This window comes from Pseudarthrobacter defluvii (assembly GCF_030816725.1).
Lineage (GTDB): Bacteria > Actinomycetota > Actinomycetes > Actinomycetales > Micrococcaceae > Arthrobacter > Arthrobacter defluvii_A.
Genome location: NZ_JAUSYG010000001.1, coordinates 4223594 through 4236071, shown reverse-complemented (window position 1 = coordinate 4236071; position 12478 = coordinate 4223594). Strand labels below are relative to the sequence as shown.

Here is a 12478-nt window from a genome sequence, read left to right as displayed (position 1 = left end):
CCGGCGCTATTTCTTTGACGCTCCGTCCGCGTCCGCCACAACCACGAATTCCACAGAAAGGGACACTAATGTCCTCTACTACAGCCACCAAGCGCGTTGCCATCATCGGCGGCGGCATCCTGGGCGTCTCCACCGCCGTGCACCTGCTCCGCGAAGGTGCCTCGGTAATCCTGCTGACCGAGCGCGGCCTGGCCAGCGAAGCCAGCGGGCGGTCGCTGTCCTGGCTGAACTCCGCCGGCGAACGGTCCACTCCGTACCACCAACTGCGGGTTGCAGGCGTTGACCGTTACCGCACCCTCTTCGCCTCCAACCCCAGCCGGGACTGGCTCCAGTTCGGCGGCGGCCTCATGTGGAACGCCGCCGGCCAGGGTGAGGCCACAGAGTCCCGGCACGCCTACGAGAAGTCCATCGGCTATGACTCCAAGCTGCTTGCCCCGGAGGACATCGCATCAGCCACCCCTGGCATTGATGCCGGTGCCGTGCCCGACAACGCCATCTTCAACCCCGGCGAAGGCTGGGTGAGCCTGCCGGACCTGATCGACTTCCTGATGGAGGAGTTCCACTCCCGCGGCGGCGAACTTGTCCTCAACGCCGGCAAAGCCTCCGTCATGGTGGAGGGCGGCCGCACCACGGGCGTGGAGACGGCGTCGGGCGGGACCTACCCGGCCGACGCGGTCCTGGTGGCGTGCGGCGCAGCGACGCCCGCCGTCGTCGAACCCCTTGGCGTGCACATCCCCAATGGTTCCCCGGTGTCCATGCTGGTGGTGACCAAGCAGGTGCAGCACGACGTCATCGCCGTGATGAACACCCCCCGCGCCGCGGTCCGGCCCAACCCGGGCGGCACGTTCGCCCTGGACCACGACTGGTACGAGGAGCACATCACCGAGCACGCGGACGGCTCCTTCACCATTCCTGATGAGGTGGTGCAGGAACTGGCCGATGAGGCGTCCAAGCTGGTTGCCGGCAACCCCGAACTCAAGCCGGCCTCCTGGAAAATGGGGTACAAGCCGATCCCGGGCGACGGCGAACCGGTCCTGGGTGAACTGGGCCAGGTGCCGGGCTGCTTCGTCGCCTTCACCCACTCCGGCGCCACCCTGGGCCTGATCGCCGGCGAGCTTCTGGCCGGGGAAATCCTGACCGGGAAGAAGCACCCCATGCTGGCCACCTTCCGGCCCGGACGCTTCTCCTAGTTCTCCTGCGGAAGGGGCGGGCGCCACATGTGGCCCCGCCCCTTCGCCTGCCCGGCGGCTTCGCCTGCTCGAAGTGAGATTCCGCTTAGCCGCCCAGATGGCCGGAAAGGCGGCGGTGGAAGCCCGTGCTGCGTTCGTCGAGGCCTTCAATTTTCACCGTCGCGCCGTGGTCCGCGTACTTGGTTTCGATGGAGTCGAGCGCGGCGACGGTTGAGGCGTCCCAGATCTGGGCGCGGGTGAGGTCAATGGTCACCGAGGCGGGATCGTCGGCGTAGGCGAACTGCTCCACCAGGTCGTTGCTGCTTCCGAAGAACAGCGGCCCCACCACGTCGTAGCGGACGCTTTCACCGTCGTCCGCCAGGTTCCGCTCAACGCTGATGACGTGGGCCACCCGGCGGGCGAAGAGCACCATCGCAAGCACGACGCCCACCAGCACACCGTAGGCCAGGTTTCCAGTGAGGACCACCACGGCGACGGTGACAACCATGACGAGCGTCTCCGGCACCGGCATCCGCTTCAGCGTGGACGGTTTCACGCTGTGCCAGTCAACGGTGGTCACGGCCACCACCATCATCACGGCGGCGAGGGCCACCATGGGGATCTGCCCCATGATCGAGCTGAGCCCCGTCACCAGGGCCAGCAGGAACAGTCCCGCCACGAACGTCGAAATCCTGGTGCGGGCCTGGCCGGTCTTCACGTTGAGGACTGTTTGGCCGATCATGGCGCATCCGGCGATGCCGCCGTAGAAGCCGGAAAGGATGTTCGAGACGCCCAGGGCCCAGGACTCGCGGCCCTTGTGCGACGGCGTCTCTGTAATGTCGTCCACGAGTTTCGCTGTGAGGAGGGTTTCCATGAGACCCACGAACGCCACGCTCAGTGCAGTGGGGAGGACCAGCTGGAAGGTCTCCAGGTTTACCGGGAAGAGGAACGGTGTGATTCCGGGCAGCTTGCCGGTAAGCGGCCCCTCGTCCGCGACGTTCGGAACGGTTAGGCCGGCGATGATGACGATTGCGGTGACGACGACGATGGCCACCAGCGGCGACGGGACCACCTTGGTGAACCGGGGCAGGATGAAAATGATCGCGAACGTCAGGGCGAACAGGACGTAGGCGAGCCAGGGGACGTTGAGGACGTGGGGCACCTGCGCCATGAAGATCAGCACACCCAGTGCGTTGACGAACCCGATCATCACTGACCGCGGGATGAACCGCATCAGGCGCGCCAGCCCGGCCAGGCCAAAGACCACCTGGATCACGCCGGCGAGAAGCACCGCCGGCAGGACGTACTCGACGCCGTGCGCGTGGACCAGCGGGGCGATCACCAGGGCGACGGAACCGGCGGCGGCAGTGACCACACCTGGGCGGCCGCCCAGGATGGACATGGCCAGGGCCAGCACGATGGAGGCCACAAGGCTGACCATCGGATCGACGCCGGCCACGATCGAGAACGAGATGACTTCAGGGACGAGTGCCAGGGTGGTGACCATTCCGGCCAGGACCTCGCGGCTGAGCTGCCGCGGGGAGCGCAGGGCCGTGCGAACGGTGATTGGTTGCCTGATGGGCCGGGTGCGGTCAGCGACGGTCAAGGAGCAGCTCCAGGGGACTTGGCTCTCCTCCGGAGAGCGGTGTGCAAGTTTCTGCGCGCCACGGTGCGCACGGGTCCAGCCCTGACATGAAAGACAATGGGTGGAGGAAGAATGCGCCGGTGACTTTCGGCTGCGCATGCAACACTACCCTAACGTGAGGGTTGAGTGGATTGGTGACGTGATGACGAACGAGATGACGGCTGAAGAAGTAGTGGCCACAATGCATATCGGCGAACTGGCGGACCGTTCGCAGATGTCCCTGCGGACCATCCGCCACTACGACGAGGTGGGCCTGCTCAAACCGTCCGGGCGCACCGAGGGCGGGTTCCGCCTCTACACCGAGCGCGACTTCACACGCCTGCTGTTGATCCGCAGGATGAAGCCGTTGGGGTTCACTCTTGAAGCCATGTCAGGGCTCCTGAAGGTCATTGACGCACTGGAGACGGCCCGCCGGGACCAGGATGTTACGGAGATCAGGTCTGAGTTGAACGGTTTTATCGAAGAGGCAGCGAGGCGCCGCGCCAAGTTGGAGGAACAACTCGGCATGGCCGACGAATTCCTGGCACTCCTGCGCGCCCGCTAGGGTCCCGGCGCTGTTGCCAAACTGTGGTGTTCCGCGCGGCGGCGGCCCGCGGCAGCAGTAAGTGCGGCTGATAAAATGACCGGGTTGCATGGCGGCCTTGTGAAGCTGGGCGAGCAGTGCCGTAACAAGGTAGGGGACCAACAATCATGACGGCAGGCGGGTCACACCTCAGGACATCGGAAGCCAGGCCGGGCGCACCGGCCGACGCCTCGGTGCCCGCCAAGGGCCGTGCCTACCTGGCAACCCTCGAAGGTTTCATCGGCGCCCTCATGATGTTCGTCGGCTCCATCGGAACGGGCTGGATCGCCAACGGTTCCCCCATGATCCGCCAGCCGGTAGTGATCGCGCTCCGCACCGAGGGCTGGGGAGTGGCGGTTTCCACCGTGCTGCTGACCGCGGGCGCCATGCTGTTGATGCGCTCCTGGCTCCGCCTGGGCCAGCGGCTGGGGGACTGGGGACAGTCATCCCTGCGGTCCGTGGTGGCGGCCATCTCCGCCTGGTCCCTGCCCCTGCTGTTCTGTGTGCCCGTCTTTTCCCGCGACGTCTACGCGTATACGGGCCAGGGCCGTCTGGTCCAGGAAGGCCAGAACCCGTACGAGGTGGGCATTTCCACCCTCAACAACTGGTTCGCCCTGGGCGCCGACCCCGCCTGGGCCGAAAACCGGACCCCCTACGGCCCCTACTTCCTCTGGCTGGCGCGGGCGGTGGTCGGACTGACCGGGGCCCAGCCCGACGCATCCGTCCTGCTCTTCCGCCTGCTGGCCGGCGTCGGCGTGCTGCTCTGCGTCATCTACGTGCCCAAACTGGCAGAACTGCACGGCATAAATGGCGCGCGGGCCCTCTGGATCTCCGTGGCCAACCCGCTGTTCCTCATCAGCTTTATCGCCAGCGCCCACAACGACGCCCTCATGGTAGGCCTCGCCGTCGCAGGTGTGTACCTCGCCGCCACCCGCCGCTACCTGCTGGGCATCCTCCTGGTCACTGCCTCCATCGGCATCAAACCCATCACCGTGCTGCTGCTGCCGTTCATCGGACTCATGTGGGCAGGTCCATCGGCCACCTGGCCGCGGAAATTCCTGATGTGGGCTGCCACGGCGGGCATCAGCTTCGGTGTGCTGGCCCTCAGCGGCATCCCCTACAACCTGGGCATCGGCTGGACCTGGGCCATCATGGACCCCACCCCCGGGTACACCGGGTACTCGCCGTCGGGCTTCCTGGGCCAGCAGGTGGAGATGCTGGCCAACGCCCTGGGACTGCCCGGCGGAACGCTGGCCACCTGGCTGCGGACCGCCATGAAGTGGGGCGCCATTGCGCTGGTCCTGCTGCTGATGTTCCGGGGCGACTACTCCAGGGCGGTGCGTCGGATGGCCCTGGCGTTCACCGCCGTCGTGATGCTCTCGCCCATCATCCAGCCCTGGTACATCCTGTGGTTCCTGCCGTTCCTGGCCGTCACCGGCATCCGGGACGACTGGCAGATCCGGTCGCTCTACGTGGCCGTGACGTTCTTCGTGGTGTTCGGTGCCCAGGACCAGCTCTCGGTCTGGTCCTTCGTGGAGCTGCCCATCGACGCGTCGTCCCTGGCGTTCTTCACCGCGTTGGCGTTCACGTTCTACCTGCTGGTCCTGGACGTCCACACGCGGAAACTGCTGATTGAAGGCAAGCCGGTGGACCTTGCCCGCCGCGCCTGGCAGTGGGCAATGGAACGCCGGGCCGCGCGCCGCGCTGCCGCACCGCAGGCCCCCGCCGCCGTCGAGCGCCCGGAAGCCGCCCGCCGCGAGACCCTTTAGGCTCCAGCCCGAACCGGCGCCGCAGTCTTCCGGCCCAACTCCGCCGTGCGTTTCACCGACCACCACAGCAGCACCACCAGGAGCACGTTGCGGGTGGTGAGGATGGCCGCCATCACCGGGTGGGCGTGGATGAGCGGGGTGTAGAACAGTGGGTAGATCACGAATGTTGTCATGGCGATGCCCATGAGCAGGGCTGCCGGGACCTTCCAGCGCTCCCAGTCGTGCGTCAGGCCGGCGATGATCACCGGCGCCAGCCAGATGATGAACTGCGGCGATCCCACCTTGTTGAACACGATGAACGCGGTGACCATCATGAGCGATCCCTCAAGGAACAGTTCCTCCCGCTCCGCGCCGCGGCGCATGGCCCGCACCAGCAGGATGGCAGCGGTGATGGCAGCGAGGATCAGCAGCGGCTGCATCAGGAACGCTGCAGTACTGGCTCCCGGGCCGTAGACCTCGGTGGAGTTGATGGCCGTGTTGTCCGCCATCTTGGAGCCGGCGATGTGGAACACGCTCAGCCAGACCCAGGGCGTGGAGAAGGTGGCTTCCAGCTGCATGCCGCGTTCGCCCTGGTTGAGCAGGAAGTCCATGATGTGCGGCAGGCCGCCGGTCAGCCAGGTGCCCACACCCACGACGGCGGTCACGGCGGCACCGGCGAGCACCACCTGGACGCGCCTGTGGCTGGCGATGACGATGGGCACCAGGACCGCTGCCGGCCATACCTTGATCCAGGTGGCGACGCTGAGCAGGATGCCCGCCACCACGGGCCGTTCTGCCGCGTACAGCAGTGCGATCAGGACGATCGGTGCGGTGATGCCTTCCACGCGGGCGAAGCTGAGGTAGCCCATGAAGACCGTGAAGAACAGCCACCACCAGGCAGGCGCAATGCCGGTCACCTTCCGCGAGCCGCGGGTGAGGTACAACAGGCCGACGGCGTTGAGCGCCGTGATGATCAGGAACCAGACCAGCAGGTACAGGCTGGGGCCCGCGATGTTGGCGAGGAAGATGGGGATCTGCGCCAGCACCGGGTAGACCCAGGGGCTGATTTTGCCGGTCAGGTCCGCGGGGTTGTATCCGTCCGTGGCCCACTGCCGGTACTGCTCGGTGTCGCTGAACGTGTCGCCGTTCAGGAAGAAGGACGCCATCCAGCCCAGGAAGTAGAGATGGACGACGGCGAAGCCCCACCAGACGCTGGACGGGCGGGCGAACCAGTCCACAACCTTTGCCGGAAGGACTTTGCTGCGGACCGTCACCAGGCGGTCAAAGAACCTCGTGGAAATCTCAGGTCTCCTTGAGCGCAGGGGCAGGTGCAGTGGTCTTCTTGCCCAGCGAGTACAGGCGCCGGACGCTCCACAGGAACAGGACCACCAGCAGGACGTTGCGGATGGTCAGCACCAGCGCCATCCAGGGGTTGTTGTGGCTGAGGGCGTCGTAGAAGAGCGGGTAGATGAAGTACGTGGCCACGGCGATGGCGATCAGCATCAGTGCCGGGACGCGCCACTCCCGCCAGCTGTGTGCCAGGCCGACGGCGACTGCAGGTCCCAGCCACACCACGAACTGGGGGGAACCCACCTTGTTGAAGACCACGAAGGCGGCGGCCAGCGCGAGGGCGCCGGCCAGGAGCAGCTCGGTGCGGTCCACGCCGCCGGCCACTTTGTGTTGCTTGCCGTTATGGAGCGCCCAGAAGGCCAGTCCTGCCACCAGCAGGGCGGCCAGGACCAGGAGCGGCTGCATCAGCACGGACATGGTGGCGGTGCCGGGCCCGTCCACCTGCATGGAGTTGATGTCTGTGTTCATGTACATGCGGGAGCCGCCCACGTTCAGCACCGACAGCCAGAGCCAGGGCGTGGTGAAGGTGGCCTCGAGCTGCATGCCGCGGTCGCCCTGCTGGGTGAGGAAGTTCAGGAGCTTGGGGACGCTGCCCAGGGCCGCTGCCAGCGCTACAACACCCGCCGTCGCCGCGATCCCGGCCAGGACCACCAGCAGCCGGTTTTTGACGACGGCGAAGAGGGCCAGCATGATGGCCGCCGGCCAGACTTTCACCCAGGTGCCGATGGCAAGCAGGACCGAGGCGATGAAGGGGCGCTTGACGCCGTACGCCAGTGCCACCAGGACCAGCGGGGCGGTGAGGCCGTCCACACGCGCGAATCCCAGCCAGCCCATCAGGAAGGTGAAGGCAAGCCACCACCAGCCGGCAGGGATGGCGTTGGCACTGCGGCCGCGGTCGGTGAGTTTCAGCAGCGCCCAGCCGTTGAGGATCGTGGTCATGAGGACCCAGAGGAAGAAGAACGGTGCGGGTCCTGCCATGCCCGCGATGGCCATGGGGATCAGCGCAAGGATGGGGTAGACCCAGGGGCTGGGGCCGCCCCTCAAGTTCGCGTCGTTGAAACCCGCCATGGCCCAGTCGCGGTAGATAAAGGTGTCACTGAACGCTTCGCCGCGCAGGGAAAGTGACGCGGCGAAGACCAGGAAGACAAGATGCACCACGATGAAGCCGGCCAGCAATCCGCGGCCGGTGTTGAGCCGGCTCCGCACCGGCATGGGGAGGATGACGTTGCGGATCCTGGTCAGATTGCCGAAGAGAGCGTCGGTGGAAATGGCGGAATCCTTGTCAGGTCGTTGCACAGTCAGCGGTCGCGCAATAATGGCTCGGGTCAGGCCGCGAGGCGGGTTTCAGGGCAGCTGGAAGCCTTGAAAACCGGCTCCCATTCCTGTCCAACTCTAATTGACGGCACCTTGCTGCCAGTAATTGTCAGTGCAAAGCGGGGGAGTATGGCTCTGACCTGCGTCATTTATCTAAAGTTGCTGGCCCTTGGATGTTGGGGCACCATGGTGCGAGGCGCTGAGGCGTCCACCGCCTATGCAGCCAGGGGGAGCGCTGGGCGGCGCATTTCCACCACCCCCCGAAAGACATAAGGCAACCCCATGAACTTCCCACTGACCCTCACCGTGTCCGACCGCCGAAGCATGGACAGCGAGCTCGACGCCGCCGTCGCAGCTGCCAAGGCCCACGCCCTCACCGGCAAACGCCACGGAATCCTGGTAACCCGCCACGGCGTGGACAAGTTCACGGTTGACCTCAGTGAGGCAGTTCCCTTCGGTCTCACCCGCGAGCAGCAGGCCTGGTAGGGCCTCCGGTTCTAACTACCGGCGCTGCTCTCTCCCTCGCCACTTACGCGGTTGCTGCGCTGCTGCAGGCGGTCAATGTGCTTTGACGCATCCGCCTTGCTCAGGTCTGCGGGGAGTTCCTCCCCGGCCTCGCGTGCCAGCGTATCGAGGTAGCTGCGCTGCGCTGCCGTCATGGGTTCGTCTCCGGTCACCCAGTCTTCCGGGTCCCTGTTGATGCCTGCATTGGGCTCGGGTTCCGGGCTGCCGATTGTTTCCTGGTTGCTGTCGCTCATGGGTACGAGTCTAGGCTGGGGTGCCGACATTCTGCAGGAGCGTGTGCCGGCCGCCGGGTGAATAATTCAGGGAATCCTGGAGACGTTGAGTTGGTAGGGAAAGCCAAACCTGGACCAGGAGGACTCAATGGAAGCGAAACTCAAAGTTGCCGTGCTGGGGACCGGAATCATGGGGGCGGCCATGGCCCGGAACCTGTTGCGGGCCGGCCTCGAGGTCTCGGTGTGGAACCGGGACGCGGCCAAGACCGAGCCGCTGGCTTCTGAAGGTGCCCGGCGTGCCTTGGACCCGGCCGAAGCAGTCGAGGGCGCCGACGTTGTCCTGACCATGCTGTACGACGCCGCCGCGGTGGAAGAAGTCATTCGGGCCGCAGCCCCGGGCTTCCGGCCCGGCACGGCGTGGGTCCAGTCCACCACCGTGGGCGTGAAGGACGTGCCCGCTTTGGCCAAGCTCGCCGCCGGGCTTGGCCTGGACCTGGTGGAGGCCCCCGTTTCAGGTACCCGCGCTCCAGCCGAAGCGGGCCAGCTGCTGGTGCTTGCCGCCGGCCCTGGGGCTGCTCGTGAGCGGGTGGCGCCGGTCCTTGATGCCATTGGCGCCCGCACCATCTGGACCGGGGAGGACCCGTCGAAGGGGGCGGCTGCCCGTCTCAAGTTGGTGGTGAACAGCTGGGTCATCGCCGCTTCCAACGCCGCAGGTGAGGTGGTTGCCCTGGCCGAAGCCCTCGGCGTGGATCCGCAGCAGTTCCTTGACGTGATCGACGGCGGCGGCCTGGACCTGCCCTACCTGCGGACCAAGATGGGCCTCATTCTGGATAACGGCCTGGAGCCGGCTTCCTTCGCGGTGGACACCGCGTGCAAGGATGCCCACCTCATCGTCGATGCGGCAGCTGAGCAGGACATTAGGCTTGACGGCGCCGAGGCGTTTGCCGCGCGGCTGGACCGGGTGGCGGAACAGGGCCGGGCCAAACAGGACATGGCTGCCGCCTACTACGCCAGCCGGTAGCAGGGCGAAAAGTGGGTTGCACCGTTCGAGGGCATTTGAGGTTATCCGTGCGGACGGGTCCCAGCTTGCCATTGGTTCTTGATGTAGAGAAGGCAGCTGCCGGAGGCCGTGCTTGTGGCTTCCGACAGCTGCCTTCTGGAATGGCGTCTCAGGCTTTGGCGGTTACCACTACCGTTTCATCAGCCCCGGCCGCAAGGTTTGCCGGCTTGAGTGAGACGCCAGCGGCTACGTCAAGGCCGAGCCGGCGACGGTCACGCTGCTGGTTGACGAACATCAGGGCCAGGACGCCGAACGTCAGCATGAGCCCTCCGGCCAGGGCAAACGCCGCACGGTAGCCGTCTGCCGGAGTGGCCGCGCCGCCGATCAGGAAACCTGACACTGCCGGTGCGAACACGCCGCCGGTCGTGAGGACCGCGTTTGCGATGGAGAGGTTGGCACCGCGCTGGCCGATGGTGGTCAGTTCAGCGACCACCAGGTACGTGATGGCGAAGAGCGCCGGTGCGGTACCGAAGCCGAACACCATGAGGACGATGGACAGGACCGGGGATGTGGTCATGGTTGCTGCGACCAGGCACGTCCCAGCGAACGCTCCGGCACCGCCGAGGACCCAGCCGCGCGCTTTCCTGGTGGGAACGCCCTTGAGGTGCAGGCGTTGGGTAAGTGCGCTAAGGCCAACGGTGGCGATGGTTCCCCAGGCCGCGGGCAGGGCGATCATGGTGCCGGACTGCTGGCCGCTGAAGCCCAGGACGTTCTGGAAATAGGCGGGTCCCCAGGACATGGCGAGTGTGAAGGTCCAGTAGCCGAAGAAGGAGGCCAGGACCGCGAAGATCCAACTGGGGGACAGGATGGTGCGCCAGTAGCGGATCTTGGTTTCGCTGATCACCGGAGTTTCCTCCCGGGCGATGCCGTCAATTTCCTGTTCAGCTTTCCGGCTGGTGTAGGGACCCTCCTTGCCAGCGATGGCCCAGAAGACGGACCACAGCAGGCCCACGATGGCCAGCACGGCAAAGGCGGTCTGCCAGCCGAATTGTCCAATGACCCAGGCCAGGACCGGGGCGAACGCCACAATGCCCAAAGTCACGCCGGATGATGCCAGCGCCGCGGGTGTGGCGCCCTTCTTCTCGGGGAACCACTTGTAGATGCCATGCATCAGGACCGGTGCCAGCGGGCCCTCGCCGGCGCCGAGGAGCAGGCGGCTTGCCCAGAGCGCGGGCAGCGAGGCGAAGAGCAGGATGGGAACCTGCGCCACGGACCACAGCAGGCACAGGACCAGCAGGATCCACTTGCTGGATACCTTATTGGCGATTGGGGCGGCAACGATCTGGGCCACACCAAAGGTCAGGAACATGGCGCTGCCCACCAGGCCAAACTGCTCGGGCGTGATGCCCAGCTGTTTCATCAGGGGAACGGCCGCGATGCCCAGGACTGCCTTGTCCGCCCAGCTGAGCATCATCAGGAAAAGCAGGCCGAACGTCATGAACCAGCCGTAGCGGTTACGCTTGGCCCGGGACCAGGTGCGGGGATCGCGGGAGGCCGCGGAGCCCGGCGTCATAAGCGGAGTTTTAGACACGGTTGCCCAATCGTTGAAGGGGAGTCTTTGCCGGTTTCACCGGCGTTTCCTTGACTGTAGGCTCGTGTGACCGGCCTTACATTTGGGTTTTCCGTTGGCCGGAAAGTCACTTTTGGCGGCCCGTCCCAGGGGCGCCAGCAGGCCCATCCCCAAGCAGCTCAAGGCACACGTCAGCCACCAGGTGGTGCCCCAGCCGCCGGTGGTGGTGGCGAGCAGGGCGAACAGCATGGGCCCCGCAAAGTTTCCCACATTGAAGATTTGCTGCGTCAGCCCCAGCACGGCAGTGACGGAGCCATCTGCGGCTGCGATGCGCACGGAGTAGCTGGTCATCGCCGCCGGTATGAGGCCCCCGACGGCGGAAAACGCGGCGATCAGGACAACCTGGATAAAGATGCCGTTGCCGAAGCGGTCCCAGTTCACGGCGAACGTGGCCACGGAAGCGGCGGACATCGACAGGAAGGTCCAGAAAATGATGCTCCGCTCAGAAATTCCCCGCTGGATCAGCGGACCGGCACTGAGGGCACCGATGGCGTTGACGCCACCGACCAGGGCGCTGAGGATACCGGGCCACGGGCCGTCGAGCCCCGCTGAGCGGTAGATCGAGGGCAGGAAGCCAAGCACCGCCATCCACTGCGCCGTGTAGCAGGCGAACACCACGCCGATGATCCAGGGCCTGCGGGTGGCAACGGTGCGCCCCACCCTGCGCAGAGCGTGCCGGAGTCCGGCCTCGGCTGGAGCGACGTCCTTCGGCACCCGGCGCAGCAGCAGCGGCACCGGGAGAAGCGTGAGAACCGCCATAATCAGCCACCATTCCCGCCAGCCCCCAGCCTGCAGGAACAGTGCACCCGCGGAAAGGCCGATCAGCGTGGCCGTTCCCTGGAACGTGGCCCAGCTTGCCAGCGCAATGTTCAGCCTCTGCGGCGGGGCCACTTTGCGGATGAGGGCGGGCGCCACCACCACGGCGAGCAGGAAGCCGATGCCCTCCAGGGTGCGTGCTGCCATCAGCCATTCGGTGCTGGGGGCGGCCGCACCCACGGCGGACGCGCCGCTCAGCAGGACAAGTCCGAGGATCAGGAGTCGGCGCAGGCCGGCCATCTCACCGCCCACGGCCGTGGCCAGGCCGCCAACCACGCTGGCCAGCTGGATGATGCCCAGCAGCAGCCCGGCCTGGATCAGCGAGGTGCCAAGATCCGCCTGGATGCCGCCCAAAGCGGCGGGAAGCTTCCAGATGTGCATGGCCGCTGCGATACCGGCCGCGAGGACGGCAAGCCACGCCCGGTCCGTCGTCGCCTCGGTGTCATCAATGGGTGTGGCGTGCGACGGCAGGGCCAAGAGTTGTCCTCGCTGAGTTTGTGGCAGGCG

11 protein-coding genes are annotated in these 12478 nt (G+C 66.1%); 5 read left to right on the top strand and 6 right to left on the bottom strand.

The annotated features are described in order from the left end of the window. Positions 1 to 68 precede the first annotated feature (68 nt). On the top strand, positions 69 to 1190 hold the full coding sequence (locus QF031_RS19805; protein ID WP_307432229.1) for an NAD(P)/FAD-dependent oxidoreductase: 1122 nt from the start codon (positions 69 to 71) through the stop codon (positions 1188 to 1190). 85 nt (positions 1191 to 1275) lie between these two features. Here QF031_RS19805 and QF031_RS19800 read toward each other — a convergent pair whose 3' ends face one another. Beyond that, positions 1276 to 2775 carry a SulP family inorganic anion transporter gene (locus QF031_RS19800; RefSeq protein WP_307432226.1) on the bottom strand — a complete coding sequence of 500 codons (1500 nt, stop codon included), beginning with the start codon at positions 2773 to 2775 and terminating at the stop codon, positions 1276 to 1278. 181 nt (positions 2776 to 2956) lie between these two features. On the opposite strand from QF031_RS19800, the gene QF031_RS19795 reads away from it, so the two are divergent. After that, the gene (locus tag QF031_RS19795) at positions 2957 to 3358 is read left to right on the top strand and encodes a helix-turn-helix domain-containing protein (RefSeq protein WP_307433531.1); all 402 of its coding nucleotides are present in this window, start codon (positions 2957 to 2959) and stop codon (positions 3356 to 3358) included. Between the two features lie 146 nt (positions 3359 to 3504). Beyond that, positions 3505 to 5145 (top strand): polyprenol phosphomannose-dependent alpha 1,6 mannosyltransferase MptB, encoded by a 1641-nt coding sequence (mptB, locus tag QF031_RS19790; protein ID WP_307432224.1) that lies wholly within the window; start codon positions 3505 to 3507, stop codon positions 5143 to 5145. Here the strand turns inward: mptB and QF031_RS19785 are convergent. Together QF031_RS19785 and QF031_RS19780 are read right to left on the bottom strand one after the other, a co-directional pair. Further along, on the bottom strand, positions 5142 to 6398 hold the full coding sequence (locus QF031_RS19785) for a glycosyltransferase 87 family protein (RefSeq protein ID WP_307432221.1): 1257 nt from the start codon (positions 6396 to 6398) through the stop codon (positions 5142 to 5144). The two genes, mptB and QF031_RS19785, sit on opposite strands and share 4 nt — an antisense overlap. 28 nt (positions 6399 to 6426) lie before the next feature. Beyond that, positions 6427 to 7686, bottom strand: a complete 1260-nt coding sequence (locus tag QF031_RS19780) for a glycosyltransferase family 87 protein (RefSeq protein ID WP_307433528.1) — start codon at positions 7684 to 7686, stop codon at positions 6427 to 6429. A gap of 384 nt (positions 7687 to 8070) precedes the next feature. Between QF031_RS19780 and QF031_RS19775 the strand changes: the two genes are divergently transcribed. Then, on the top strand, positions 8071 to 8274 hold the full coding sequence (locus QF031_RS19775; protein ID WP_307432218.1) for a hypothetical protein: 204 nt from the start codon (positions 8071 to 8073) through the stop codon (positions 8272 to 8274). Positions 8275 to 8285: 11 nt separating this feature from the next. Here the strand turns inward: QF031_RS19775 and QF031_RS19770 are convergent, their stop codons facing one another. After that, positions 8286 to 8546: a DUF3072 domain-containing protein gene (locus QF031_RS19770; RefSeq protein ID WP_307432216.1), complete on the bottom strand. Its 261-nt coding sequence runs from the start codon at positions 8544 to 8546 to the stop codon at positions 8286 to 8288. Between the two features lie 127 nt (positions 8547 to 8673). Here QF031_RS19770 and QF031_RS19765 point away from each other — a divergent pair, with 127 nt between their 5' ends. After that, on the top strand, positions 8674 to 9546 hold the full coding sequence (locus QF031_RS19765; protein WP_307432213.1) for an NAD(P)-dependent oxidoreductase: 873 nt from the start codon (positions 8674 to 8676) through the stop codon (positions 9544 to 9546). A gap of 148 nt (positions 9547 to 9694) precedes the next feature. On the opposite strand, the gene QF031_RS19760 is transcribed toward QF031_RS19765, so the two are convergent. Together QF031_RS19760 and QF031_RS19755 are read right to left on the bottom strand one after the other, a co-directional pair. Then, positions 9695 to 11098, bottom strand: coding sequence for an MFS transporter (locus QF031_RS19760; protein ID WP_307432209.1), 1404 nt, complete (start codon positions 11096 to 11098; stop codon positions 9695 to 9697). A 54-nt stretch (positions 11099 to 11152) separates the two neighbouring features. Then, on the bottom strand, positions 11153 to 12448 hold the full coding sequence (locus tag QF031_RS19755) for an MFS transporter (protein WP_307432206.1): 1296 nt from the start codon (positions 12446 to 12448) through the stop codon (positions 11153 to 11155). Positions 12449 to 12478 lie beyond the last annotated feature (30 nt).